The organism is Pseudomonas rosaeacicularis, assembly GCF_057128745.1.
In genome coordinates this window covers 170,060-196,766 of the sequence record NZ_JBSKHT010000005.1, presented here as the reverse complement: position 1 = coordinate 196,766, position 26,707 = coordinate 170,060, and the positions used below count along the sequence as shown (strand labels likewise).

At 58.9% G+C, this 26,707-nt stretch carries 24 protein-coding genes; 16 read left to right on the top strand and 8 right to left on the bottom strand.

The window, feature by feature from the left end; translation table 11 throughout:
• Positions 1-72 precede the first annotated feature (72 nt).
• Positions 73-1,218 carry an acyltransferase family protein gene (locus ACWKWM_RS08910; protein WP_483845780.1) on the bottom strand — a complete coding sequence of 382 codons (1,146 nt, stop codon included), beginning with the start codon at positions 1,216-1,218 and terminating at the stop codon, positions 73-75.
• Positions 1,219-1,624: 406 nt separating this feature from the next.
• Between ACWKWM_RS08910 and ACWKWM_RS08905 the strand changes: the two genes are divergently transcribed.
• Both ACWKWM_RS08905 and ACWKWM_RS08900 read left to right on the top strand, forming a co-directional pair.
• Entirely contained in the window at positions 1,625-2,122 is a 498-nt protein-coding gene (locus tag ACWKWM_RS08905; RefSeq protein WP_483836355.1) for an Lrp/AsnC family transcriptional regulator, read from the top strand.
• A 20-nt stretch (positions 2,123-2,142) separates the two neighbouring features.
• On the top strand, positions 2,143-2,349 hold the full coding sequence (locus ACWKWM_RS08900) for a DUF2788 domain-containing protein (RefSeq protein WP_483845779.1): 207 nt from the start codon (positions 2,143-2,145) through the stop codon (positions 2,347-2,349).
• 116 nt (positions 2,350-2,465) lie between these two features.
• Here ACWKWM_RS08900 and ACWKWM_RS08895 read toward each other — a convergent pair whose 3' ends face one another.
• From ACWKWM_RS08895 to ACWKWM_RS08880, 4 genes are all read right to left on the bottom strand, one after another.
• Positions 2,466-3,098: a pseudouridine synthase gene (locus ACWKWM_RS08895; RefSeq protein ID WP_483845778.1), complete on the bottom strand. Its 633-nt coding sequence runs from the start codon at positions 3,096-3,098 to the stop codon at positions 2,466-2,468.
• A gap of 65 nt (positions 3,099-3,163) precedes the next feature.
• Positions 3,164-4,627 carry an AMP nucleosidase gene (gene amn / locus ACWKWM_RS08890; RefSeq protein WP_483845777.1) on the bottom strand — a complete coding sequence of 488 codons (1,464 nt, stop codon included), beginning with the start codon at positions 4,625-4,627 and terminating at the stop codon, positions 3,164-3,166.
• A 394-nt stretch (positions 4,628-5,021) separates the two neighbouring features.
• Positions 5,022-6,671 carry an acyl-CoA dehydrogenase family protein gene (locus tag ACWKWM_RS08885; protein WP_483845776.1) on the bottom strand — a complete coding sequence of 550 codons (1,650 nt, stop codon included), beginning with the start codon at positions 6,669-6,671 and terminating at the stop codon, positions 5,022-5,024.
• A 282-nt stretch (positions 6,672-6,953) separates the two neighbouring features.
• Positions 6,954-8,882 carry a sensor histidine kinase gene (locus tag ACWKWM_RS08880; protein WP_483845836.1) on the bottom strand — a complete coding sequence of 643 codons (1,929 nt, stop codon included), beginning with the start codon at positions 8,880-8,882 and terminating at the stop codon, positions 6,954-6,956.
• A gap of 260 nt (positions 8,883-9,142) precedes the next feature.
• Between ACWKWM_RS08880 and ACWKWM_RS08875 the strand changes: the two genes are divergently transcribed.
• From ACWKWM_RS08875 to ACWKWM_RS08860, 4 genes are all read left to right on the top strand, one after another.
• Complete coding sequence (locus tag ACWKWM_RS08875; RefSeq protein WP_483845775.1) at positions 9,143-9,940, top strand: hydroxymethylpyrimidine/phosphomethylpyrimidine kinase; 798 nt, start codon at positions 9,143-9,145, stop codon at positions 9,938-9,940.
• Between the two features lie 23 nt (positions 9,941-9,963).
• Positions 9,964-10,590, top strand: coding sequence for a thiamine phosphate synthase (gene thiE / locus ACWKWM_RS08870; RefSeq protein WP_483845774.1), 627 nt, complete (start codon positions 9,964-9,966; stop codon positions 10,588-10,590).
• Positions 10,591-10,644: 54 nt separating this feature from the next.
• Positions 10,645-11,928 (top strand): glutamate-1-semialdehyde 2,1-aminomutase, encoded by a 1,284-nt coding sequence (gene hemL, locus ACWKWM_RS08865; RefSeq protein ID WP_483845773.1) that lies wholly within the window; start codon positions 10,645-10,647, stop codon positions 11,926-11,928.
• Between the two features lie 334 nt (positions 11,929-12,262).
• The gene (locus tag ACWKWM_RS08860; RefSeq protein WP_483836413.1) at positions 12,263-12,829 is read left to right on the top strand and encodes a tetratricopeptide repeat protein; all 567 of its coding nucleotides are present in this window, start codon (positions 12,263-12,265) and stop codon (positions 12,827-12,829) included.
• A gap of 6 nt (positions 12,830-12,835) precedes the next feature.
• Here ACWKWM_RS08860 and ACWKWM_RS08855 read toward each other — a convergent pair whose 3' ends face one another.
• Complete coding sequence (locus tag ACWKWM_RS08855; protein ID WP_037018011.1) at positions 12,836-13,162, bottom strand: DUF1820 family protein; 327 nt, start codon at positions 13,160-13,162, stop codon at positions 12,836-12,838.
• 129 nt (positions 13,163-13,291) lie between these two features.
• On the opposite strand from ACWKWM_RS08855, the gene miaB reads away from it, so the two are divergent.
• The 5 genes from miaB to lnt all read left to right on the top strand — a co-directional run bounded on the left by miaB (position 13,292) and on the right by lnt (position 18,766).
• Positions 13,292-14,620, top strand: a complete 1,329-nt coding sequence (miaB, locus tag ACWKWM_RS08850; protein ID WP_483845772.1) for a tRNA (N6-isopentenyl adenosine(37)-C2)-methylthiotransferase MiaB — start codon at positions 13,292-13,294, stop codon at positions 14,618-14,620.
• Positions 14,621-14,828: 208 nt separating this feature from the next.
• On the top strand, positions 14,829-15,851 hold the full coding sequence (locus tag ACWKWM_RS08845; RefSeq protein WP_483845771.1) for a PhoH family protein: 1,023 nt from the start codon (positions 14,829-14,831) through the stop codon (positions 15,849-15,851).
• A complete protein-coding gene (gene ybeY, locus ACWKWM_RS08840) occupies positions 15,844-16,344 on the top strand; it encodes an rRNA maturation RNase YbeY (RefSeq protein WP_483845770.1) in 501 nt (166 codons plus the stop codon). Before ACWKWM_RS08845 ends, ybeY begins: the two co-directional genes overlap by 8 nt.
• 5 nt (positions 16,345-16,349) lie before the next feature.
• Positions 16,350-17,192 (top strand): HlyC/CorC family transporter, encoded by an 843-nt coding sequence (locus tag ACWKWM_RS08835; RefSeq protein ID WP_483845769.1) that lies wholly within the window; start codon positions 16,350-16,352, stop codon positions 17,190-17,192.
• A 53-nt stretch (positions 17,193-17,245) separates the two neighbouring features.
• Positions 17,246-18,766 carry an apolipoprotein N-acyltransferase gene (gene lnt / locus ACWKWM_RS08830; RefSeq protein WP_483845768.1) on the top strand — a complete coding sequence of 507 codons (1,521 nt, stop codon included), beginning with the start codon at positions 17,246-17,248 and terminating at the stop codon, positions 18,764-18,766.
• Between the two features lie 101 nt (positions 18,767-18,867).
• Here the strand turns inward: lnt and ACWKWM_RS08825 are convergent, their stop codons facing one another.
• Positions 18,868-19,626 (bottom strand): YdcF family protein, encoded by a 759-nt coding sequence (locus ACWKWM_RS08825; RefSeq protein WP_483845767.1) that lies wholly within the window; start codon positions 19,624-19,626, stop codon positions 18,868-18,870.
• Between the two features lie 85 nt (positions 19,627-19,711).
• Positions 19,712-20,080, bottom strand: a complete 369-nt coding sequence (locus ACWKWM_RS08820; protein ID WP_483845766.1) for a hypothetical protein — start codon at positions 20,078-20,080, stop codon at positions 19,712-19,714.
• Between the two features lie 292 nt (positions 20,081-20,372).
• Between ACWKWM_RS08820 and leuS the strand changes: the two genes are divergently transcribed.
• The 5 genes from leuS to ACWKWM_RS08795 all read left to right on the top strand — a co-directional run bounded on the left by leuS (position 20,373) and on the right by ACWKWM_RS08795 (position 26,580).
• Complete coding sequence (leuS, locus tag ACWKWM_RS08815; protein ID WP_483845765.1) at positions 20,373-22,994, top strand: leucine--tRNA ligase; 2,622 nt, start codon at positions 20,373-20,375, stop codon at positions 22,992-22,994.
• Positions 22,995-23,082: 88 nt separating this feature from the next.
• A complete protein-coding gene (locus ACWKWM_RS08810) occupies positions 23,083-23,688 on the top strand; it encodes an LPS-assembly lipoprotein LptE (RefSeq protein WP_483845764.1) in 606 nt (201 codons plus the stop codon).
• 42 nt (positions 23,689-23,730) lie between these two features.
• Positions 23,731-24,768: a DNA polymerase III subunit delta gene (gene holA, locus ACWKWM_RS08805; RefSeq protein WP_483845763.1), complete on the top strand. Its 1,038-nt coding sequence runs from the start codon at positions 23,731-23,733 to the stop codon at positions 24,766-24,768.
• A 249-nt stretch (positions 24,769-25,017) separates the two neighbouring features.
• Positions 25,018-25,176 (top strand): alternative ribosome rescue factor ArfA, encoded by a 159-nt coding sequence (arfA, locus tag ACWKWM_RS08800; protein WP_268799436.1) that lies wholly within the window; start codon positions 25,018-25,020, stop codon positions 25,174-25,176.
• 84 nt (positions 25,177-25,260) lie between these two features.
• Positions 25,261-26,580, top strand: coding sequence for a lytic murein transglycosylase (locus ACWKWM_RS08795; protein ID WP_483845762.1), 1,320 nt, complete (start codon positions 25,261-25,263; stop codon positions 26,578-26,580).
• Positions 26,581-26,707 lie beyond the last annotated feature (127 nt).

Sequence of the window (26,707 nt, the reverse complement as noted above, 5' to 3'; positions counted from 1 at the left end):
TCACGGTACGCCGTTCGCGGCACTCTACCAGTGAATCCGCCCGGATCGACTTCGCCAAGGTGCTTAAATCTTTCAGCTTTCGGTCGCCGGAGAATCTTGAGGAAGCCTGGTTCTGGCTGTTTTGACAGGCAGCATAAGCAGTCTGGAAAATCTGTAACGGCTGCACAGGTGATAGAGGGCCAACGAAATTAACGTTGGCAATATGAAAATAGCCAAACCCACAAGGAGATCTGAACGAGTAAATCTAGACAGCAATGGCCCCAACGTGAAAACCAGAGGGGAGTGGAAGATCAGGATGAACAGGCTGGCTTTACCGCAGTAACTAAACACCCTGCTCATGGCTGCCACCTTAGAAATATAGAGCGCTACATAGAGTAAGGCGACGATCCCGGCGATCGCTTTCAAAGGCCCTACGAAGACATACGGATATAGACGGATGTTCATATCCAGCTTGGGCGGATACACGATGCATAGGCCGACAAGCACCAGCACGGAAACGGCTGCGTACAAGTGATTCACCCTCATCGCCTTGATCTGCGCTGACAGAAAATAGCCCACTAAAAAGAACGAACTTGAAATGAACAGCAGGTCAGCGCTAAACGGCAGTCCGCAATCGAGAAGTCCGGAATTGAATAGCGTCTGCTTCATGCAGGCTGGGTTGGTCTTGAAGCTTGTAAAGGCATTGATCAGGTAGAAGCCCAACACACTAAAGACGATAAATAACACCAGCAGCGCCAGCCTGGACTGCAACAGCCCCCTGCTATTTTTTATAACGATTGCCGAGAAGACACACACCAGCCATAAATGCGGTATGAACCATAGAGGCGGCCAAGGAATGGTAAACCCGGCGAGATAGGTCATGCTCAACGCGAGCGTCTCAAGCGATGCCTTACCCACGGCTATCTTGGCGACACCGATCAACAGGATGACCACCAGACAGGGCTTCAGCAACGCATCGGCCTTTTCCCAGGCGATACGTCTCAGATTCCCGTCACCCAGTGAAAACGTTACCCCGGAAAGGAAAAAGAAGAAGGAGACCACAAAAGCAAACAGCCCATCGGAAACGGCGGGAAGAGCCTTGCTGAACGGCCCGTTGTGCATGAGCACTATCAGCAGGATACCCACTCCTTTTGCGCAATCGATCATCACATTTCTGGGTTTTGCAGCAGACGCTGAGAGTCCGGTGCTACCCGCCGCACGCTGAGGGATGGCAGTCATAATGGAGGTCACCCTTGGGAGGAGACCCGAAGGATAGCCCCCAACGCTGCAAACACCATCAGGCTAATCGCATTAACCGGGCAATCGCGCACAAAAAAAGAGGGCCGCTTGGCCCCCTTTTGGGAATGTCGTCCTGGCTCAACGCTTTTGACGTCGGCTCACCTCGCATCGTCTTCTGGACAGTGCGTAGCCCGGGGGCCTGCCCAACCCTGTTGGGTTGGCGGCCGCAGCTAACCTGATTCGGAGAGCCGCGCTGGACGCTATGTCCGGGCAGTGATTCTGTTAAAAAGAATAGGCTTCTGTGCAGGGCAGAGGATTGCGAAGATTGCTGACAAAAACGTCACTTGCGCAATTTTTTACTTCAGATTAATAATCCGACGCAATCCAACTCATAAAGGGACAATTCGTGAGCAAGCTTGATAGGTATGACCTGAGTATTTTGGCTGAGCTGCAACGCGATGCTCGTATCTCCAATCAGGAACTGGCAGAGCGCATCGGCCTGTCGCCTTCGCCTTGTTCACGACGGGTCAAACAGCTGGAAGATGACGGCTATATTGTCGGTCAGGTCGCGCTGCTAGACCGCAAGAAGCTCGGCCTAAGCCTGACGGCTTACGTATTGATCGGCATGGACCGACATACACCAGACCGCTTCGAGCATTTCGAACAGCAGATTCGCACGCTGCCGCAGGTGCTGGAGTGCAGTCTGGTGACTGGAGTGGATGCCGATTACCAACTCAAAGTAGTGGTACCGGACATGGACCACTATCAGAAATTCCTCCTCGGTCACCTGACGCGCATCGATGGCGTGACCAGCGTACGTTCAAGCTTTGTGCTCAATCAGGTGTTGGCCAGCACTGAATTGCCGCTGGTTCATCTGCGCGGCCAGGCGGCCAAGGTCGACTGACAACAACAGGAGCGATTTCGATGGATCCGGCCGTTTTCGAAGAATGGATGATGACGATTCTGGTGACCATTCTGGTCGGTTTCATGGCCTTTATCGTTTGGGACCTGGCTAAGAAGTCCAAAGCCGGACGCTTCGGCACGATCATATTGTTCAGCGTGCTGGGGCTGGGCGTGCTGGCGTTTGTGATCAAAGAAGTGGTGATTGCTTATCTAGAGCAAGGTCGCTGAATGAAGGCGTCTGTAGGAGCGATTTTATTCGCGAGGGCTTGGTTGCTGACAAAATTTTGAAGGCAGTAACGACGCTTCGCGAATAAATTCGCTCCTACAGAGTGTGGCGTTCGGTGCTAAAGCTTCGCTGGCACTTCCCGCCACTGCCCTTGATCCAGCCCTTCAATACTCCAGTCGCCAATCCGCACCCGCACCAGCCGCAATGTCGGCAAACCCACCGCCGCGGTCATCCGCCGCACCTGACGGTTTCGCCCTTCCTTGATCACCAGTTCCAGCCAGCCAGTGGGCACGCTCTTGCGAAAACGCACCGGCGGATCGCGCGGCCACAGGTCTGGCTCGTCCAGTTGCCGAGCCTGCGCGGGCAAGGTCGGGCCGTCATTTAGTTGGACGCCGTCGCGCAGCAATTGGAGCTGCTCAGCAGTAGGCTCGCCTTCGACCTGCACCCAATAGGTCTTCGCCAGTTTGTGCTTGGGGTCAGCGATCCGCGCCTGAAGCTGGCCGTCGTTGGTCAGCAGCAACAGGCCTTCGCTGTCGCGATCAAGCCGTCCTGCCGGATAGATGCCAGGGATTTCGATGAAGTCCTTGAGCGTCGGGCGGCCCTCTCCATCACTGAACTGCGTCAGCACATCGAACGGCTTGTTGAACAAAATCAACCTAGGCTCGGCGGGGGGTGCTTTGGCGACACGACGAGGACCACCCGAACTGTTGGGCGCGGGGCGACGAGAAACGGGGCGTTGGATGCGGGACATACGAACTCGAAACACGGAAACAGAAAGGGCCACTTTAGTGGCCCTTTGCGCAAATGCCTAACGAATCAACGGAACGGTGGTTCGTCAAAGCTGCGCAGTTTGCGCGAGTGCAGCGAGTTGAGCTGAGTGCGCAACAGGTCCAGCGCAGCGATACCGATCTTCAGGTGCTGAGTGACCGCACGCTCATAGAAGGCGTTGGCCGAACCCGGCAGCTTGATTTCACTGTGCAGCGGTTTGTCCGACACACAAAGCAGCGTCCCGTACGGCACGCGCAAACGATAACCCTGAGCGGCGATGGTGCCGCTTTCCATGTCCACCGCAACGGCGCGGGACAGGTTGATCAGCGGGCGTTCCTGAGCCCAGCGCAGTTCCCAGTTACGGTCGTCGTAGGTGAGGACGGTGCCGGTGCGCAGACGTTTTTTCAGGTCTTCGCCACGCTCGCCGGTGATCTGCGCCGCCGACTCCTGCAACGCTAACTGCACTTCTGCCAGCGCCGGGATCGGGATGTTGGGTGGCAGCACGCGGTCGAGAATGCCATCGCGGCGCATGTAGGCGTGGGCCAGCACGTAATCGCCGATGGTCTGCGACTGACGCAAGCCGCCGCAGTGGCCGATCATCAGCCAGCAATGCGGACGCAGCACGGCCAGGTGGTCGGTGATGTTTTTAGCGTTGGACGGGCCCACGCCGATGTTGACCAGCGTCACGCCATGACCGTCTTCGGCGATCAGGTGATAAGCCGGCATTTGGTAACGATGCCAGACCACCCCAGCGACGATAGCCTGCGCTTCACCGTGGTCCATGCTCTTGTCGACGACCACATTGCCCGGCAGCACCATGCGCACGAAACGCGGGTCGTCGCGCAGTTTTTCCAGACCATGAACGATGAACTGGTCGACGTAACGGTGGTAGTTGGTCAGCAGAATCCAGGGCTGAACGTGACGCCAGTCGCTGCCGGTGTAATGCACCAAGCGGCGCAGAGAGAAATCCACCCGTGCGGCGTCGAACAACGCCAGCGGCAACGGATCGGTGTTGGCCCAATCGTACAGGCCGTCGGCGATGCCGTCGGTGGCAGCAGACAAATCGGTGCTAGGGAACACGCGGGCCAGCGTTGCGGCCGTGACGCCAGTGCCGGCCAGCTCATCGCCCTGCTCGACTACATACGGGTAAGGGATGTTTTGCTCGCTGACGCCGACCTCAATGGTGACGGTGAAGTCATTCATCAGTGGAACGAGCTGTTCGAGCAGGTATTTACGGAATGCCGCCGGGTGGGTCACGGTGACGGTGTAAGTGCCTGGCAACTGGACCTTGGCGTAGGCCCGGGTGGTCAGCGGGACTTCGCCCTGTGTCTGATAGGTCAGGCGCAATTCCGGATAGCGGAACTGCAACCGCTCGGCGGCGGTGGGCTCGACGCGGTCCTTGAGATAACGCTTGAGTGCCTGGCTCAAGGCATTGGTCGCATTGGCATGCAACTCGGCAAGCCGATCCACAGCTTGCTCGGCAGTTTCTACGACAATAAAAGCTTCGGTCACGATGCATATCCTTCTGATCTTGCAGGCTTGTATCTTGCCTGCATCCCATTGCGAAGGCACTACAAGCTTGCGGATTGTCGCGGTCCGCGCCTTTGATTCTGGCCGCAGGCCGTAGGTATTTCATGCATGCCGTTAACGGCTGCTCGCTGATCTGCGCCTTTGATTCTGGCCGCAGGCCGTAGGAGTCCGGCTTGCCGACGATCTGCCGGGCACCGGCAGCAAATCCTGCGAACGCGGTGTGTTCAGCTCAAGTGGCGGGTCGGGCACAAAATTTTGTGGGAGCGGACCTGTCCGCGAAGGCGGCGTCGTGGACAACACATATCCATCAGCAGTACTGACCTCTTCGCGGACAGGTCCGCTCCCACGGGACGTCAATCGGCAGCAAGCCAGATCATCATCCGATCTGCGGCGAGGACCGAGCGACGAGCGCCTTAACATCCACCCCACGCGGCAGCGCGCCATATACCCGGCCATGCTGCTCCAGGCGCCCGGCGATAAATCCGTCACTCACTGCTGAATTGCCCGCTTCCAAAAGCAGTTTGGCCTGCAAGCCCACGGCGATGTCTTCGGTCAATTGCCGAGCGCGGTACTGGATGTCGCGGGTGTCTTTGAACGCGATTTTCAGCCCCTCGATATGCGCAGCCAGTCGCCTATCGCCATGACCATCGCCTAACTCCTGAAACAACGCATCCAGCACGCCGGGCTCTTTGGACAGCGCGCGCAACACGTCCAGACACTGCACGTTGCCCGAGCCTTCCCAGGTCGAGTTGACCGGCGCTTCGCGGTACAGACGCGGCAAGATGGTGTCCTCCACGTAACCGGCGCCGCCCATGCATTCGGCCGCCTCGTTGATCATGGCGGGCGCGCGTTTGCAGATCCAATACTTGCCCACCGCCGTGACCAGCCGGGCGAAGTGCGCTTCGTGGGGATCATCCAGACGTTCAAGCGCACGCCCCATGCGCAAGGTCAGCGCCAGCGCCGCTTCGCTTTCCAGTGCCAGATCGGCCAGCACGTTTTGCATCAGCGGCTGTTCGCTGAGGACCCGCCCACCCACGGTGCGATGCGCGCAATGGTGCGCGGCCTGAGTCAACGCCTGACGCATCAAGGCGCTGGAACCGGTCATGCAATCGAAGCGGGTCATCGCGACCATCTCGATGATCGTCGGCACACCGCGCCCTTCTTCACCAATCATCCAGGCCAGCGCGCCCCGGAACTCAACTTCACTGGACGCGTTGGACCAGTTGCCCAGTTTGTCCTTCAAGCGCTGTATGTAGAACTCGTTGCGGGTGTCGTCCGGGCGGTGGCGCGGCAACAGGAAACAGCTTAAGCCCTTGTCAGTCTGCGCCAAGGTCAGGAACGCATCGCACATCGGTGCCGAGCAAAACCATTTGTGGCCGACCAGCTCGTAGGCCTGCCCCGGCCCCGGCTGCCCGACCGGGTAAGCGCGGGTGGTGTTGGCGCGCACGTCGGTGCCGCCCTGTTTTTCAGTCATGGCCATGCCAATGGTCGCGCCGGCTTTGTGGGCGATGCCGACGTTGCGGGGGTCGTACTCGGTGGCGAGGATTTTCGGCAGCCAGATCTCGGCCAGGTCCGGCTGGATTTTGAGTGCGGGAACGCTGGCGAAGGTCATGGTCAACGGGCAGCCACTGCCCGCCTCGGCCTGAGTGTGCAGGTAACTCATGGCGGCGCGGGCGACGTGCGCGCCTTCACGGGGATCGGTCCAGGGCAGCGACGGGACGCCGTGTTCGACGGCCGTGCGCATTAACTGGTGATAGGCCGGATGAAATTCCACCAGGTCGATGCGTTGCCCATAGCGATCATGGCTGGCGAACACCGGCTTGTTTTTGTTGGCCAGAAAACCAGCTTCCATGAGCGGCCCGCCAGCCAGTGCGCCGTAGGCATCGATTCGCGATTGTGCCCAACCGGCGCCATAGCGCTGCGACCACTCTTGTAGCGGCAGGTCGATGCGAAAAAGGTTCGTGCCATCGAGCGGCGGCGGCTGGTTGGTGACCTCGTGCGTTTCGGCGAACTGATGCAGGTTCATGGCGTGCTGTCCGGTCAGCGCGCGGCAATCGCGCAGATGCGGATCAGTGAATCACGCACCTGCCCCGATAAAAAGCGCCATAGACGACGAATCGACGGCGTTTTTGCCGTAGCTTCCCGGTGTCAGCGAGAACTGATCGCAGCCTCGCGTTGCTCGGCAGCTCCTACAGAATGGCCGATGCCCTTGTAGGAGCTGCCGAGCAACGCGAGGCTGCGATGCGATGCATCTGACACAACGCCATCGCGGGCAACTGCGCCCCTGCAGAACTTGCGAGTTCGGAACTCACTTGGCCCGCAACACATCCAGACTCAAGCGAAACTGACTCCCCGCCCCAGGCTCGGATTGATGGCTCAAGCGACCGCCTTGCAGTTCGATCAATTGTCGACAAATCGCCAGGCCAATCCCCAGCCCGCCGTACTCTCGGGTCATCGAACCGTCGACCTGAAAGAAAGTTTGATACAGCGTCGCTTCATCGAGCCGAATGAAACCAATGCCGGTGTCGATCACATCGATCAGCAAACGCACATGCTGAGCGTACGCGTATTGGCCGGACACCCTGATTTTGACTGTCCCGGACGAGGTGAATTTAACGGCGTTGTCCAACAGGCACTCCATGCACTGTCGCAATTTGGCCGCGTCGCCCATCAAACTGTCGGGCATCGCTTCATCCACTTCAACGCTCATGGTCAGGCCCTTCTCCCGGGCCTGTGGCTCATGACTGCTGCGCACCTGAAATAACACATGGCGCAGGCTGAACATTTCATTGCTCGCCTTAATCCGTCCGGCTTGCAACTCCGTCAGGGTCAGAATGCCGTTGACGATGCCCATCATGTTTTGCGCCGAGTCGGAGGCTGTCTGGCGATACAGCTCGATGTCCTCTTGCGTCCCCTCCATCTGCATCAGTTCCAGCGAGCCGATCACCCCGTTCATGGGCGTGCGCAGTTCATGGGTCAGGGTGGCGAGGAATTCATCCTTCAAGCGGTTGCTGATCGCCAGTTGCTGGTTAAGCAAAGCCAGATCGCGACTGGCCTGAGCGGTAATCTTCTCTTGCTGATCGCGCATGCTGTTGATGCGGTCGGCCAAAGCCAGGGACAGCAAGGTGACTTCAATGACCGAGCCGATCTGGCTGGCATACATCGTCAGAAACGTATTCGGCAAAAAGCCCAACAACATGGTGGCGTTGATCGCCCCGCCCAGCAAAAAAGCTGACCAGGCGAGGATAAAATAACGCGCGACCCGCTGCCCCTTGAGCCCGGCAACGATGCCGATAAAGAACACCACCAGCGTAAACACCAGAACCAGCCCGGTCACCATCCGCAATGCCAAGCCGTAGTCGGTGACCAGCGACAGCGCCATGATTGCGCCCGCGCAGATCATCATCAGCACCAGCGGCACATCCAGCCAGCGCCCAAGTCTGGGCGTCTGCAACAGCGTTCGGGAGAACTGACTGGCAAACAAAATCGCCGCCGCGATCAGGAAGGTGGTCGATACGTTGGCCCACCACGGGTTGTCTGGCCACAAGAACTCGATACCTGCGCCATTGACAGACAGCTGATAGAGGCCAAAGCAGGTGATGTAGAGGATGTAATAGAGGTAGCTGGGATCGCGGATGCTGAGAAAGATGAACAGGTTGTACGCCAGCATGCCCGCGAGCACGCCGTAGATGATCCCGAGAATATACAAACGCCCCGGCTGATCCTCGATGTAGGCGTGGCTGGACCACAGAATCAGCGGTGCCTGAATAGAACCGTGGCTGGCGACGCGCAGGTATACCGTCTGTGGCTGATTGGGCTTCATGCTCAGATCGAACAGGTAGTTGTTCTGTTTAATCTGACGACTGGAAAACGGCAGCATGTCGCCTGTTTGCCACGCCAGACTCAGTCGTCCGGACTCATCGGGCAGGTAAAGATCGACGTGGTCCATCGGTGGATAAGCCAGCTCAAGCAGCCAGTCAGGTACAGCGTCAGGATCAACCGGGCGATAGTTCAAAACCACCTTGAGCCAGAATGCCGATCTGGAATAACCGGCATTAAGGGACGCGGTTTCCAAATGACGGAAATTGTCGGCCAGCGCACCGCCCGTGACATCGTCAATGGTCGCTTCGCCGGTTGAGTCTTCAAGTACCTGCACGGCGCGCCCGAGGGGCAGGCTGCGAGTGTTTTCATCAAAATCCACAGCCCAGGCCACCACCGGCAGCCAGGCCAACAACATAATCAGAAAAAAACGCGGAGTGTTTAGCGGGCAACGCACTTGCAGTCACTCTTTCAGACGGATTAAACCGAACAGGATATCGACTGATAGCCAGACGACACCATCATTAATGATCGCATCGCCAGCTTTCTGTCGCCTTTCGGTGCAATGCAAAACCTGAACCGTCTTACGTGATCGTTTTCCAAATCCGATTGCACAGCGAGAAAAATCCCACGCGGACCAGCGGCCCGGCAAAAGCTTTAGTGGTAAGCTCGCGCACCATGAATATCTATAGCTCCCGCCCTGTTGTCCTCTGTCTATCCGGTCACGACCCCAGTGGTGGCGCCGGCTTGCAGGCAGATATCGAAGCCCTGCTCGCCCAGGGTTGTCACGCCGCCCCGGCCATCACCGCCCTGACTGTCCAGGACACCGTGAACGTCACCGACTTCCGTGTGCTGGACCGTGAGTGGGTGCTGGCCCAGGCCAATGCCGTACTCAACGACTCCACCGTCGCGGCGGTAAAGCTGGGCATGCTCGGCTCGCTGGAGATGGTCGATGCCGTCGTCGAACTGCTTGAGGCCCATCCGCATTTGCCACTGGTGTGCGACCCGGTGTTACGGGCCGGCGGCGGCGGAAGGCTGGGCAAGGATGAAGTGGGTTACGCCATGCGCGAACGCCTGCTGCCCTTGGCCACCATCGCTACGCCCAACTTGCCCGAAGCGCGAATTCTCGCTGAACTGCCCGAAGGCACAGCCGATGAATGTGCCGCGAAACTGCTGCCATTCTGTGAGCACTTGCTGATTACCGGCGGCCACGGCGATGAGCAGGAAGTCCATAACCGCCTCTACCTGCGCAACGGCCAGACCCACACCTTCACTTGCCAACGCCTGCCGGGCAGTTATCACGGTTCCGGCTGCACACTGGCCAGCGCATTGGCCGGACGGCTAGCCCTGGGCCAGGAGTTGGTCAGCGCTGTGCAATTTGCGCTCGACTACACTTGGCGCACGCTGCGCGACGCAGAACAACTGGGCAAAGGTCAGTTCGTGCCGCGCCGTTTGCCGCTGGATTTTTGTTCGTAACGCCCCGCAAAGAGGTTCCATCGATGAAACTACGTGGCCTTTATGCCGTTACCGACAGCCAGCTGCTGGCTGGTAAATTTCTGCCTTACGTCAAAGCGGCCCTTGATGGCGGTGTGACGCTGCTGCAATACCGCGACAAATCTGGCGACGAAAACCGCCGCCTGCGCGAAGCCTCAGAGCTGCTCAAATTGTGCGAGCAATACAAGACCCGTTTGATCATCAACGACGATGCCGAAGTGGCGGCCCGCCTGGGTGTTGGCGTGCATTTGGGGCAAACCGATGGCTCGTTGCCGGATGCCCGTGCGCTGCTCGGACACAAAGCCATTGTCGGCGCGACCTGCCATGCGCAGCCGGAACTGGCGGAAAAGGCCAAAGCTGACGGCGCGACGTATGTGGCGTTTGGGCGTTTCTTCAATTCCAACACCAAACCCGGCGCACCGACGTGCAGCCTTGAAATGCTGGCCGAAGCCCGCAAGCGGATTCATCTGCCGATTGCCGTCATTGGTGGCATCACCCTGGAAAACGCAGGCCCGCTGGTTGCCCACGGCGCTGATTTGCTGGCGGTAGTGCATGGCTTGTTCGGCGCCGACAGCACCCAAGAAGTCACGCGCCGCGCCCGCGCCTTCAACGATTTGTTCAAATCAGCCTGACTCACCTCAGGCTGATCACGCACACCTTTTTTTCGATTCAAACAGAGACCGATCATGTCCCGTTCTGAAATGCTGTTCGCCAACGCCCAGAAACACATCCCAGGCGGCGTCAATTCGCCCGTTCGTGCTTTCAAGAGCGTCGGCGGCACGCCGCTGTTTTTCAAGCACGCGGCCGGCGCTTACGTCACCGATGAAGACGACAAGCGTTATGTCGATTACGTAGGCTCCTGGGGCCCGATGATCCTGGGTCACAGCCACCCTGACGTGCTGGACGCGGTGCGCAAGCAGCTTGAACACGGTTTGTCTTATGGCGCACCGACCGCCATGGAAACCGAGATGGCTGATCTGGTCTGCTCCATCGTGCCATCGATGGAAATGGTGCGCATGGTCAGCTCCGGCACCGAAGCGACCATGAGCGCGATTCGCCTTGCCCGAGGTTTCACTGGCCGCGACAGCATCATCAAATTCGAAGGCTGCTACCACGGCCACTCCGACAGCCTGCTGGTCAAGGCCGGCTCCGGCGCGCTGACCCTGGGCGTGCCGAGTTCGCCAGGCGTGCCGGCTGACTTCGCCAAACACACGCTGACACTGCCGTTCAACGACCTTGAAGCGGTGAAAGTGATGCTGTCTGAGGTCGGGCAGGAAGTGGCGTGCATCATCGTCGAACCCGTTGCCGGCAACATGAACTGCGTGCCACCGGCGCCGGGCTTTCTTCAGGGCCTGCGCGAGGAATGCGACAAGCATGGCGTAGTGCTGATTTTCGATGAAGTGATGACAGGTTTCCGCGTAGCACTGGGCGGCGCGCAGGCGTACTACAACGTCAAACCTGATCTGAGCACCTTCGGCAAGATCATCGGCGGTGGTATGCCGGTGGGTTGTTTCGGCGGCAAGCGCGAGATCATGTCGCACATCGCACCGCTGGGCCCGGTGTATCAGGCCGGTACGCTGTCGGGTAACCCGCTGGCCATGGCGGCTGGCCTGACTACGCTTCGCTTGATCAGCCGTCCGGGCTTCCATGATGAACTGACCGATTACACCGCGCGCCTGCTCAAGGGCTTGCAGGCACTGGCCGATGCCGCTGGTATCGCCTTTGTGACTACCCAGGCGGGCGGCATGTTTGGTCTGTATTTTAGCGACGCCAAAGAGATCGTGACGTTTCAGGACGTAATGACCAGCGACGCCGATCGCTTCAAGCGCTTCTTCCACTTGATGCTCGAAGGCGGCGTGTACCTTGCGCCGAGCGCGTTTGAAGCAGGCTTCACATCGATCGCCCATGGCGACGCTGAGTTGCAGCTGACGCTGGATGCGGCCGAGAAGGCGTTTGCGCAACTCAAATAGCTCAGCCGCTGCATGACCTGTAGGAGCTGCCGAAGGCTGCGATGCGTTTCTCATGACACACCGCAATCGCAGCCTTCGGCAGCGCCTACAGGTCGGGGCGTCTATCGAGCAAATTTGTCAGGCGGACACTGAATATCTTTCAATCACGCAAATATCTTGCTGAAATTTAAATCGGCCCCACGACTTGACCCCCTGAATACAGGTGATTCAAGCCCGCGCAGCAGAAAGTCAGTAAAGACTTTGTAAGGTTGGCACTGGTTATTTCATAATGCGCAGCCAGCACGTTTCGCTGGACGGGCATGCCCGCACCTTTTTCAGAGGTAAGTCGACTTCCATGAACCGCACCGGCCGCACCCTTGCATTGGGCTGCCTGTTGCTCCTTCATCCCCTGCTGGCGAATGCAGGTGGCAACTCGTTGTTGATCCCAGCGGTGGGTCGTTGCACCCTCAATACCCAGCCAGACAACCTGCCAGCCGCGTTGTTGGCTTGTCAGCAGGCGGCGCAAGGCGGGGATGCACAGGCGCAATACGAGTTGGGCGAGTTCTATTACGACGGCAAAAACGCGCCCCGGGACTTGACCCAGGCCCTTAATTACTTCGAACAGGCATCGCTGCAAGGGCATGCCCAGGCGCAGTATCAACTCGGATTAATGTTCTTCCGCGGCGAAGGCGTACAAGCCAACAACATTCAGGCTTATATCGTCTTGAAGATGGCGGCGGTCAACGGGTCCGAAGACGCATTGGATCAGGCTGACGAAGTGTCCGCGCAGATGAAGAAGGAAGACCTCGAAGTGGCGACTCAGGTATTGGGTCAGATCTTCCGCAAATACTTGCTGGAGTTGCAAACGGCTGAAGGTCGCACGCCATTTGCGCCCTTCCCTGACACCACCGTCAAACCCTGATCGGGCTTACTTGTCCGGCATCGGCATAGGAAACGGCATGACGTTCCCGGTGTGCCGCGCTTCGCTGATCTTGGCGGTGCCCATGCGTTCGACTTCATCGATACGCACGATCGAATGCATCGGCACGAAGCTGCGCACGACACCATCGAATTGAGCCTTGAGTTTTTCTTCGCTCGGATCGACCACCACGGTGGTGCGCTCGCCAAAGACGAATTCCTCTACTTCCAGAAAACCCCACAGATCACTCTGATAGATCTGCTTGGCGTACATTTCGAACACCTGTCCCTGGTTGAGAAAAATCACCTTGTAAATTGGAGCTTCGCGTTTGGTCATAACAGGCAGGTAATGATCGGCGGTTTGAAAAGGGCGCGAACTATAGCACGCCGCTCGTTAGACGACGCTAGGAACCCTGAGCCCTCATCCCTATAATGCGCGGTTCTTTGAATCACCTGATGAACACGCATGGCCAAGAAGCTTTACATCGAAACCCACGGTTGCCAGATGAACGAGTACGACAGCTCGCGCATGGTCGATCTGCTGGGCGAACATCAAGCCCTGGAAGTCACCGCTCGCGCGGAAGATGCCGATGTCATCCTGCTTAACACTTGCTCGATCCGAGAGCGAGCCCAAGATCGCGTCTACTCCCAGCTTGGCCGCTGGCGTGAACTCAAACTCGCCAACCCGGAGATGGTGATCGCCGTCGGCGGTTGCGTCGCCAGCCAGGAAGGCGCGGCCATTCGTGACCGCGCACCCTACGTCGATGTGGTTTTCGGCCCGCAAACCCTGCACCGCTTGCCGGAAATGATCGACGCCGCGCGCTTGACCAAGCTGCCGCAGGTTGACGTGTCGTTCCCTGAAATCGAAAAATTCGATCACCTGCCCGAGCCTCGTGTCGACGGCCCGAGCGCGTATGTATCGGTGATGGAAGGCTGCAGCAAGTACTGCACGTTCTGCGTGGTGCCTTACACCCGCGGCGAAGAAGTCAGCCGGCCATTCGATGACGTGATCACCGAGGTCTTCCATCTGGCGGAAAACGGCGTGCGTGAAGTGACGTTGCTCGGCCAGAACGTCAATGGCTATCGCGGCGCGACCCATGACGGGCGTGTGGCGGACCTGGCGGAACTGATTCGGGTCGTCGCTGCCATCGACGGCATCGAGCGCATTCGCTACACCACCTCGCACCCGCTGGAGTTTTCCGACAGCCTCATTCAGGCGCACGCCGATGTGCCGGAGCTGGTCAAACACCTGCATCTACCGGTGCAATCTGGCTCAGACCGGATTCTCTCGGCCATGAAGCGCAATCACACTGCGCTCGAATACAAGTCCAAGCTGCGCAAACTGCGCGCAGCTGTGCCAGGCATCAGCATCAGTTCGGACTTTATCGTCGGCTTTCCGGGTGAAACCGAGAAGGACTTCGACCAGACCATGAAGCTGATCGAGGACGTCGGGTTCGACTTTTCCTTCTCGTTCGTCTACAGCCCTCGTCCTGGCACCCCCGCCGCAGACCTTAACGACGAAACACCGGAAGCCTTGAAAAAAGAGCGTCTGGCGGCCTTGCAACATCGCTTGAATCAACAGGGCTACGAGATCAGCCGACAAATGGTGGGGAGCACCCAGCGAATTCTGGTGACTGATTACTCGAAGAAGGACCCTGGCGAGTTGCAGGGCCGGACCGAGAACAACCGCATCGTCAATTTCCGCTGCGCCGACGCGAAGCTGATCGGCCAGTTCGCCGACGTTCACATCGACGACGCCCAGCCGCACTCGCTGCGCGGTTCGTTGTTGCAATAAAGTGCACGCCCCCTCTCTGTAGGAGCCAACTTGTTGGCGAGCCCGACTTTTCGCGTTGCCAGGACGGCCGCTTCGCGAATGAATTCGCTCCTACAGAGTGCGTGCGCCAGAACTCACAACACCATTAGTAAGTGAGCCCTTTCGAAGGAACTCCACAGGGGTTATCCTTCGGTTCACCTTAATTGCCGTCGGGCGGCCTAAAACGACCTTGAACGCACCCATAGAACCACATCGTTTCACCCTCGAATCCTTTGAGGCACGCCGCTTCGCAAATCTGTGCGGGCAATTCGACGAGCACTTGCGCCTGATCGAACAACGCCTGGACATCGAAATCCGCAACCGCGGAAACCAGTTCGAAATGATTGGCGAGCGCACCAAAACCACTTCAGCGGAAAACCTTCTGCGCCGGCTGTATCGGGAAACCAAAAGTACCGAACTGTCGCCGGACATGGTTCATCTGTTCCTGCAGGAATCCGGCGTAGAAGAGCTAGATAACCACCCTGCGGCTGAAGTCGGCGTTGCCCTGCGTACTAAAAAAGGCATGATTCGCCCTCGCGGCTTGAATCAGCAAAAGTACGTGAAGGAAATCCTCAGCAACGACATCAACTTCGGCATCGGCCCAGCGGGCACAGGCAAGACTTACCTGGCCGTCGCTGCAGCCGTTGATGCACTGGAGCGCGAGCAGATCCGGCGCATCCTGCTGGTACGTCCGGCGGTTGAAGCAGGTGAAAAACTCGGCTTCCTGCCCGGCGACCTCGCGCAAAAGATCGACCCGTACCTGCGCCCGCTCTATGACGCGCTGTACGAGATGCTCGGCTTTGAATACGTTGCCAAACTGCTCGAAAAGCAAGTCATCGAAGTGGCGCCGCTCGCTTACATGCGTGGTCGCACGCTCAATAACAGCTTCATCATCCTCGACGAGAGCCAGAACACCACCGTTGAGCAGATGAAGATGTTCCTGACCCGTATCGGCTTTGGCTCCACTGCCGTGATCACCGGTGACATCACCCAGATCGACCTGCCCAAAGGCACGAAATCCGGACTGATTCATGTCATTGACGTGCTCAAGGACGTGCCAGGCATCAGCTTTACCCACTTCAAGCCCAAAGACGTCGTGCGCCATCCGTTGGTGCAGCGCATCGTCGAGGCCTATGAGCGCTACGAGGATCGCTTCAACGACCAGTCCAACGGACGAATCGACTCGCCACGGGAAACCCGCCGCGATGCTTGAGCTGGACCTGCAAGTCGCCAGTGAGGCGAATGCGCCAAGCGAAGCCCAGTTCCGCCTTTGGTGTGAACTGGGTCTGCGCCAGCGCACAGCCGATTCGGAGTTGACCATTCGCCTGGTTGATGAGGCCGAAGGCCGCGAGCTGAACAGCACGTGGCGGCACAAAGATTACGCAACCAACGTTCTGTCGTTCCCGGCTGATGTCCCAGACGAGATGCTGGATATCCCGCTGCTGGGCGATCTGGTCATTTGCGTTCCAGTGGTGGTTCGCGAGGCGGCCGAACAGGGCAAAACGCTGGACGCGCACTGGGCGCACCTGGTGATTCATGGCTGTCTGCATTTGTTGGGCTACGATCACATCGACGATGACGAAGCCGAAGAAATGGAAGCGCTGGAACAAACGTTGCTTGCAGAGCTGGGCTACCCCGATCCATACGCCGACGATGAAAGCGTCGACTCCCCCCATTCAGAAACACCCGCAAAGGAACACGAGTAAGGGCTATGAGCGAAGACCGATCGAGCAACGGGCAAAAGTCATGGTTGGGTAAACTGACCCAGGCATTTGCCCATGAGCCGAAAAACCGCCAGGAGCTGCTTGAGCTGCTGCGCGAAGCCCATCAAAACAAGCTGCTGGACAGTGAAGCGCTGGCCATCGTCGAAGGCGCGATTCAGGTCGCTGACCTACAGGTTCGCGACATCATGGTGCCGCGTTCGCAGATGATCAGTATCCGGGCCAGCCAAAGCCCTCGTGAATTCTTGCCAGCGGTGATCGATTCCGCTCACTCACGCTATCCAGTGATCGGCGAAAGCCATGACGACGTGCTCGGGGTATTGCTCGCCAAAGACCTGTTGCCGCTCATCCTCAAGGAAAACGGCGAGAACAGCGACGTCAAGAACCTGCTACGCCCGGCCACGTTCGTGCCTGAATCCAAGCGCTTGAACGTGCTGTTGCGTGAGTTCCGCGCCAATCACAACCACATGGCCATCGTCATTGACGAGTACGGCGGCGTGGCCGGTCTGGTGACCATCGAAGACGTGCTTGAGCAGATCGTCGGCGACATCGAAGACGAACACGACGTCGAGGAAGACAGCTACATCAAGCCGTTGCCCAGTGGCGACTTTCTGGTCAAGGCGCTGACGCCGATCGAGAGCTTCAACGAGTTCTTCGACAGCGAGTTCTCCGATGACGAGTTCGATACCGTCGGCGGCCTGGTGATGAACGCGTTTGGGCATCTGCCAAAGCGTAATGAGATCACCGAAATCGGCGCATATCGTTTCCGCATTCTGAATGCCGACAGCCGTCGAATTCATTTGCTGCGACTGAGCCCTTTGTCCCGCTCGTAACCTGCTTGCGTACTGTCGTTTCCGGGCGCCCTATCCCGGACTAAGGAATGTAAATGCGCTGGATCACCCGCCCCGGCTGGCCCGGTAACTTGCTGGCCATGGTGGCCGGCGCGCTTATCACTCTGGCCCTGGCGCCGTTCGATATCTGGCCACTGGCGATTGTCGCGCTGGTGGTTTTCTATCTCGGGCTGCGTGATCTGACCCCGCGTCAGACGCTGTGGCGCGGCTGGTCCTACGGATTTGGCCTGTTTGGCGGCGGCACCAGCTGGATCTACGTCAGTATTCACACGTATGGCGAAGCACCAGTCTGGCTGGCAGCCTTCCTCATGGTGCTGTTCTGCGCCTCGGTGGCTTTTTTCTTCGCCCTGCCCGCCTGGTTGTGGGCTCGCTGGATTCGGCGCAACGAAGCACCGTTGGCCGACGCCCTGGCCTTTGCTGCGCTGTGGTTTGGCCAGGAGATGTTTCGCGGCTGGTTCCTGACAGGCTTCCCTTGGCTCTACTCGGGCTACAGCCAACTTGATGGTCCGCTGCAAGGGCTCGCCCCAGTCGGCGGCATGTGGCTGATTTCTTTCTCGCTGGCGCTGACGGCTGCACTGCTGTGCAACCTTCATCGACTGCGCGCGCGCAAATCGTTTTTGGCTGCCGGGGTGGTTCTGCTGTTGGCGCCTTGGGTGATTGGTCTGTCTCTCAAGCAGCACGCGTGGACGGCACCTTCTGGCGCGCCCCTCAGCGTTGCGGCCTTTCAGGGCAACGTCGAGCAGAGCATGAAGTGGGACCCGGCTGCACTCAATGCGCAGCTGGCCCTGTACCGCGACATGACCTTCACCTCCAAACGCACCGATCTGATCATCTGGCCGGAAACTGCGATACCGGTGCTCAAAGAATCGGTAGAAGGTTACTTGTCGGTGATGGGCAAGTTCGCCGCCGACCGCAATTCAGCCTTCATCACGGGTATTCCCTTGCGTGAGTTAAGCGGCCGTGGCGAATATCGCTACTACAACGCGATTACTGTCGCAGGCCAGGGCGACGGCACTTACATGAAACAGAAGCTGGTGCCGTTTGGCGAGTACGTGCCGCTGCAGGAGGTGCTGCGCGGGTTGATCAGCTTCTTCAATCTGCCGATGTCAGACTTCGCCCGCGGCCCGGCGGATCAGTCGCTGCTGCAAGCGAAGGGCTACCAGATCGCCCCGTTTATCTGTTACGAAGTGGTGTACCCGGAGTTCGCGGCGGGCTTGTCCGCGCAGAGCGATCTGTTGCTAACGGTGAGCAACGACACCTGGTTCGGCACCTCGATTGGCCCGTTGCAGCATTTGCAGATGGCGCAGATGCGTGCGCTTGAAGCCGGTCGCTGGATGATCCGCGCGACCAACAACGGCGTTTCTGCATTGATCGATCCATTCGGCAAAATCACCACCACCATCCCCCAGTTCCAGCGCGGGGTGATGTATGGCGAGGTGACGCCGATGCAGAACCTGACGCCGTACCTGCACTGGCGCTCATGGCCTTTGATCATTCTGTCGTTAGTGCTGGTGGGTTGGGCGTTGATCGCCAGCCGGATTGCTAAGACCGTTTGACATGACTGTAGGAGCCAACTTGTTGGCGAAGCGATTCTCTGAGTGCCAGATAATCCGTCTCGCGAACAAGTTCGCTCCTACAGGTTCTGCAGCGACTTTAATCAGTAAAACAGCGGATACATCAGCAGTCCCGCCGCCTCATTAAGCAACTGCCCGCTCTGGGTTATTGCCTGGCCTTCAGGTAACCAGCCACCAAACGGCCGGGCATTGTCCACGCCCAGGAAACCCACCGGCGCGGCAATGACGGTGAAACCTGCCTTTTCGAAGCTCCAGACTGAGCGCGGCATATGCCAGGCTTGCGTAACCACCACCACACGTTTGATCCCCTGAGGCAGCAACATCGCCGCTGTCATCGTGGCGTTTTCCCAAGTTGTGCGGCTCAGGCCTTCTTGCCAACGCGCGGTCACGCCGAAATCGTTCTGCAGGGATTCAGCCATGATCGCCGCCTCGCTCGGCGGTTCGCCGTAGTGCAGCCCACCCGTCACCAGAATCGGCAAGCCCGAAGCTTTGGACATGCGCGCCGCGTAACGCATCCGCTCAAGTGCCACCCCGGTTGGAATGTCGCCACCCCAACTCGGATCGTTGTGTTCGCGCCCGGAGCCTAGAACCACAATCGCGTCCGCGCGCTGAGCCAACGTCGCCCACTCGCTTTGATGCATAGGTGCATTTGGCTCGATACCCCGCGCCATCCACTCAACCACCACTGGCATGCTGATCGCCCAGAGTCCGCCAAGGCCGAACACAAAACACACAGCCGACACACGTGGACGTGACCGACGCAGCACGCACGCCAGAACAATCAGCAGCAAGAAAAGACCAGGGGGCAGCAGAAGGGTTTTGAAGAAATAGCGAAAAGGCATCGAGCATCTCCAGAAGATGCTCGAAGCCTAGAAGGATTGACGCTAAGCAACAATGCTTAAAAAGGCGGGCCTGATGCCCACTGGGCTAACGCTTGAAATGTTTACTGGAACTGTAGCGACTCAACTTCGACGATACGCTGGCGCGCTTTTGATCCTTGAGCCAGATAACCTTGGCCAATGGACGCGACGCCGATACCGACTCGGCAAGCTCCCGAGAAGTATTCGAATTGCCCTTGCGTGCATGTGTTGCCAGTTCAACCGCGACTTCGTTTCTATCCAGGTACGCCTCGATAAATTGAACCTCGGCGTAGCTCAGCCCACGCAACTCCAGTTCCGCGGGGTGCTCGTTACGAAGCCGAACTGCTGTTTTCGCCATCTCGAGAGCTAACCCAAGACGATCGATCAAACGCTCGTACAAATCAGGTTGTGTTGCCGTGTGCTGCAGCTCTGTCATCCGTTCACCTCACTGAAGATAAACCCTAACCCTCGTCATTGAGCTTAGCGGGGCTGAACGAACCGGCGCGGTGTAGCGACAAACGGCGGCAGAGCGCGGTTGCGGGCACAAAGAGGGTTTCCCTCGGTATGGAGCCCTCATGTATGCTACGGCGCTTCCTGTCATTCCACTTCCGCTCACCTGAGCACGAACGCATCGCGCGGCCCCGCCAACAAGCCCGGCAAGCGACGCCATTGTGACCGGGCAATGCAGCGAAGGGATCAAGGGTCACCAATCTCAGTTAAAAGTAGCCATGCACGAACTCTATCAGCCCCGCGAAATCGAAGCCGCCGCCCAGACCTTCTGGGACGAGCAAAAGTCTTTTGAAGTCAGTGAACAGCCAGGCAAGGACACTTATTACTGCCTGTCGATGTTCCCTTACCCCAGCGGCAAGCTACACATGGGTCACGTGCGCAACTACACCATCGGTGACGTGATCGCCCGCTATCAACGCATGCAAGGCAAGAACGTCCTGCAGCCAATGGGCTGGGACGCGTTCGGCATGCCAGCCGAAAACGCGGCGATGAAAAACAACGTCGCGCCGGCAAAGTGGACTTACGAAAACATCGCCTACATGAAGAACCAGCTCAAGAGCCTGGGTCTGGCGATCGACTGGTCGCGCGAAATCACCACCTGCAAACCTGATTACTACCGCTGGGAACAATGGCTGTTCACGCGCCTGTTCCAGAAAGGTGTGATCTACCGCAAGAACGGCACCGTGAACTGGGACCCGGTCGACCAGACCGTCCTGGCCAACGAGCAAGTGATCGACGGCCGAGGCTGGCGTTCGGGCGCGCTGATCGAAAAACGCGAAATCCCGATGTACTACTTCAAGATCACCGCCTACGCGGATGAACTGCTGGAGAGCCTCGACGAACTGCCGGGCTGGCCTGAGCAGGTCAAGACCATGCAGCGCAACTGGATCGGCAAGTCGCGCGGGATGGAAGTGCAGTTCCCGTACGATCAGGCGTCCATCGGCGAAGCCGGCGCACTGAAAGTCTTCACCACGCGCCCCGACACCCTGATGGGCGCTACCTACGTGGCCGTCGCCGCCGAGCACCCGCTCGCGGCCCTCGCCCTTGAGCACATGGCCGCTGACGAGGCTGCCGAGCTGCAAGCATTCATTCACGAATGCAAAAGCGGCAGCGTCGCTGAAGCTGACGTCGCCACTCAAGAGAAGAAAGGCCTGCCGACGCCTCTGTTCGTCGAGCACCCGCTGACCGGCGAGAAGCTGCCGGTGTGGGTCGCCAACTACGTGCTGATGCATTACGGCGACGGCGCGGTCATGGCAGTGCCTGCTCACGATGAGCGTGATTTCGAGTTCGCGACCAAATACAGCCTGCCGATCAAACCGGTAGTGCGTACCAGCGCTGGCGATGAAACGCACGCGCCTTGGCAGGACGCTTATGGCGAACACGGCCAGTTGATCAATTCCGGCGAATTCGACGGTCTGGACTTTGCGGGCGCGTTCGACGCCATTGAAGCGGCACTGATCAAAAAAGAGCTGGGCAAGTCCCGCACGCAATTTCGTCTGCGCGACTGGGGCATCAGCCGTCAGCGCTACTGGGGCTGCCCGATCCCGATCGTGCACTGCGACGTATGCGGCGACGTGCCGGTTCCGGAAGACCAATTGCCAGTAAAGCTGCCTGAAGACGTCGTACCTGACGGCGCCGGTTCACCACTGGCGCGCATGCCTGAATTCTACGAATGCAGCTGCCCGACCTGCGGCGCACCGGCCAAGCGCGAAACCGACACGATGGATACCTTCGTTGAGTCCTCGTGGTACTTCGCCCGCTACGCCTCGCCCAATTACGAAGGCGGTATGGTCGATCCGAAAGCGGCGAACCACTGGTTGCCGGTCGATCAATACATCGGCGGTATCGAACACGCGATTCTTCACCTGCTTTACGCGCGCTTCTTCCACAAGCTGATGCGCGACGAAGGCCTGGTCACTTCGAACGAGCCGTTCAAGAACCTGCTGACCCAAGGCATGGTGGTCGCCGAGACGTTCTATCGTCTGGAAGCCAACGGCAGCAAGACATGGTTCAACCCGGCCGATGTCGAGTTCGAACGCGATGCCAAGGCCAAGATCATCGGCGCCAAGCTGATCGCCGACGGCTTGCCTGTCGAGATCGGCGGCATCGAGAAGATGGCTAAGTCCAAGAACAACGGCGTTGACCCGCAGTCGATGATCGACCAGTACGGTGCTGACACCTGCCGTCTGTTCATGATGTTCGCGTCCCCGCCCGACATGAGCCTGGAATGGTCCGACTCAGGCGTCGAAGGCTCGCACCGTTTCCTCAAGCGCGTCTGGCGCCTGTCGCAAGCCCACGTCACCGCAGGCCTGCCGGGTGCGCTGGACAAGTCCTCTCTCAACGATGACCAGAAAGCCGTACGCCGGTCGATTCACCTGGCGATCAAGCAAGCCGGTCAGGACGTCGGGCAGCACCACAAATTCAACACCGCGATCGCTCAGGTCATGACGCTGATGAACGTGCTGGAGAAAGCGTCTCAAGCAACGCCACAGGATCGCGCGCTGTTGCAGGAAGGTCTGGAAACGGTCGCCCTGCTGCTGGCTCCGATCACACCGCACATCAGCCATGAGCTGTGGAGCTCGCTGGGCCACAAAGACCCGGTGATTAACGCCAGCTGGCCGGTTGTCGATGACTCGGCACTGGTTCAGGACACGCTACAACTGGTGATTCAGGTTAACGGCAAGCTGCGCGGTCATCTCGACATGCCAGCCAGCGCCAGCCGCGAAGACATTGAGGCCGCTGCACGGATCAACGAAAACGTCCTGCGTTTCGTCGATGGCCTGACGATCCGCAAAGTGATCGTCGTGCCCGGCAAACTGGTGAACATTGTCGCCAGCTGACTGGATCAGGCGTCCGGCGATTCCGGGCGCTGAAAATACTTCCAGGGTCGGCAGCGTCGACCCAAACGGTTTCAAGGGGAGCAACAAGATGATCAAACGCAATCTGCTGGTTATGGGCCTCGCCGTGCTACTGAGCGCCTGCGGTTTCCAGCTGCGTGGTACCGGCACCACGGCGCTGCAAATCAAGGAACTGGACGTCAGCGCACGTAATCTCTACGGCGAAGTCGTGACCCAGTTGACCCAAGTCCTCAAAAGCAGCGGCGTGAAAGTCTACACAGGCGCACCGTACAAGCTGATCCTGGTCCGCGAAGACGAGACTCAACGCACCGCTAGCTATGCAGGTTCCGGACGTTCGGCCGAGTATGAGCTGACCAACGTCGTGAAATACGAAATCCATGGCGTGAAGGATGTGCTGCTGTTGGACGACAGCGTCCAGTCGCAGAAAACCTTCGTGCATGACGGCAACAACCTGATCGGTTCAGACCAGGAAGCCGATCAGATCCGCAAGGAAATGCGCACCGATATCGTTCAGAAGCTGATGGCTCGCCTGCAACAACTGACGCCTGAGCACCTGGACGAACTGCAAGCCAAAGCCGAAGCAGCTGCCAAGGCTCAGGCCGACGCAGAAGCCGCCGCACAGCGCATTCGCGACGAGACGCCTCAGCAATCGCCTATTCAGATCCCTACCAAGTAAAGGCGCCGGGGCTGGTCCGCCAGCCCCGTCCTTCTTCGACTGATGAAACTCGCCCCCGCCCAACTCAGCAAACACCTTAACGGCACACTGGCGCCCATCTACATCGTCAGCGGTGATGATCCGCTGCAATGTCAGGAAGCGTGTGATGCGATACGTGCCGCTGCCCGCCAGCAAGGCTTCGATGAGCGGCAAGTGTTCAGCGCTGATTCCTCCTTCGACTGGGGCACGCTGTTGCAAGCGGGCGCCAGCATGTCGCTGTTCGCCGAGCGTCGTCTGCTGGAGCTGCGTCTGCCCTCGGGCAAGCCAGGCGATAAAGGCGCTGCCGCCATTCTGGAATACTGCGGTCGGCCCGCTGAAGACACGTTGCTGCTGATCAGCCTGCCCAAGCTCGATGGCAGCGCGCAGAAGACCAAATGGGGCAAGGCACTGGTAGAAGGTGCGCAGACCCAGTTCGTGCAGATCTGGCCGGTGGATGCCGCTCAGTTGCCACAATGGATTCGACAGCGCTTGTCACAGGCCGGGTTGTCGGCGACTCAGGACGCGGTGGAACTGATCGCTGCCCGCGTCGAAGGCAATTTGCTGGCGGCCGCGCAGGAAATCGAAAAGCTCAAGCTGATGGCCGAAGAAGGTCAGATCACGGTCGAGACGGTGCAAGCGGCGGTTGCCGATAGTGCCCGGTTTGATGTGTTCGGCCTTACCGACGCGATACTCAACGGCGAGGCCGCCCATGCCTTGCGCATGCTCGAAGGCTTGCGCGGTGAAGGGGTCGAGCCGCCGGTCATCCTCTGGGCTTTATCGCGTGAGCTGCGCGTGCTGGCTAATCTGGCGCTGCAGTTCAGCCAGGGAATACCGTTGGACAAAGCGTTCAGCCAGGCCCGCCCGCCAATCTGGGACAAGCGCAAGCCGCTGATGAGCAAGGCGCTGCAACGGCATTCGGCTAGTCGTTGGGGACAACTGCTGATGGACGCGCAACACATCGATGCGCAGATCAAAGGCCAGGCGGCAGGTTCGGTCTGGAGCAGCTTGAGTCGATTGTCGTTGCTGATGGCCGGACAGCGATTGGCGTTGCCGTCTGAATAGACTGAACCCGTGGGAGCGGACCCGTCCGCGAATAGGCCAGTACGGCCGATGAACCTCTGTCGGTAGATACGCAGCCTTCGCGGACAGGTCCGCTCCCACAGGGTTGATGTCAGACTCCAGATTCATCAACGCCCGAATCATCGCCGATGCATTCGCAATGAATCCGCGATAGCGCACATCAATTAGACACCCCCACCAATCTGCCCGATCATCTCCCCCGCTGCACCCACCCCACAGAGAGCACTCGCCATGAGCAAGCCGAAAAAACGGCCGAACAAAGCCAAATCCATCATCGCCCAACCACTGTTCCGCAGCCGTCAGGAACAACCGGTCAAGGGCAAAGGCAGCTACCGCCGCGAAGCCTTCCAGTCTAATAGCTGGGAGGCTTCTTCCGTTATGGCGGCTTGAATGACCGCTAACACCTGCGAAGCCCCGTCCAGCGGGCAGGCATGTTAAGGTCTGCACCTAACGGTTATCGCTCTGGACCCAAGAATGCCCTTTAGTTTTCCCCGTCGTTGGCATGTGCGCCAACTGATCACTGTTTCCAGCCTCCTCATCCTGGTCGCCTGCGCCGAACAACCCACCGCTGCGATTGCCACACCCCTTCAAGTCGCCAACACGGCGCCAAGTATTCCCAGCGCAGTCGCGCAACCTGATGACACCAATTTCGAAATGCAGCCGCCCATGACGTTTGCCGAATGGCAGTCGACATTCCGTGCCCAGGCGCTGGGTGCTGGCATCCGCCCGGACGTTTTCGACACGGCTTTCGCGGGCGTGACACCAGACATGAGCGTGGTCAAAGCCGACCGCAGCCAGCCTGAATTCAGTCGGCCGGTGTGGGAATACCTGGACGGCGCGATGTCGGCAGTGCGCGTGCGCAAAGGCCAGGCGCTGCTGACGCAATACGCTGAAGTGCTTCAACAGATTGAGCAGCGCTACGGGGTTGATCGTCAGGCACTGGTCGCGGTGTGGGGCATGGAAAGCAGCTTCGGGCAGTTCCAGGGCACGCAATCAGTGATTCGCTCGCTGGCGACCCTGGCCTACGAAGGCCGGCGTCCGCAGTTCGCTCAGGATCAACTGATCGCGGCCCTGCAAATTCTGCAGCACGGTGACATCGATGCCCCGAGCATGCTCGGTTCATGGGCGGGCGCCATGGGGCAGACGCAGTTCATTCCTACGACCTACAACACCCACGCCGTGGATTTTGATGGCGACGGTCGCCGGGACATCTGGAACAACCCGGGCGACGCGCTGGCCTCGACCGCGCACTACTTGCAGAGCTCAGGCTGGCAGAAAGGTCAGCCTTGGGGTTTCGAGGTGCAACTGGCGCAGGGCTTTGATTACGCGCTCGCCGATGCGTCAACCCGCAAAAGCATTGCCGACTGGCAGCAATTGGGCTTGAAGTTGCCGAATGGCTCCGCGTTGCCAGCCAATCTCCTGCAACAGCAAGCCGCTTTGCTGCTGCCTGCCGGCTACAAAGGCCCGGCTTTCTTGGTGATGGATAACTTCAGGGCCATTCTCAAGTACAACAACTCTTCTTCGTACGCACTGGGCATCGGGCTGCTGTCCGAGCGTTTTAACGGCGGCGGCTACGTGCTGGGTGACTGGCCGCGCAGTGACCGCCCTCTGAGTCGATCTGAGCGTATCGAACTGCAAACCCTGCTCTCGGCCAGACAGTACGACGCTGGCGCGCCAGACGGCATCATCGGCGCCAATACGCGCAAGGCGATCCGCAGCGCGCAGCAGTCATTTGGCTGGCCGGCAGATGGTTATCCGACCCATGAGTTGCTGGATAACCTGCGCAAGCCGTAGGGGACGCGCGCCCCCTGTAGGAGCGAATTTATTCGCGAATCGATGGTGCGCACGATGAGGATTGATCAGACATACCCACGTCTCGCGAATAAATTTGCTCCTACAGGGTAAGTATTTAATTCACAGC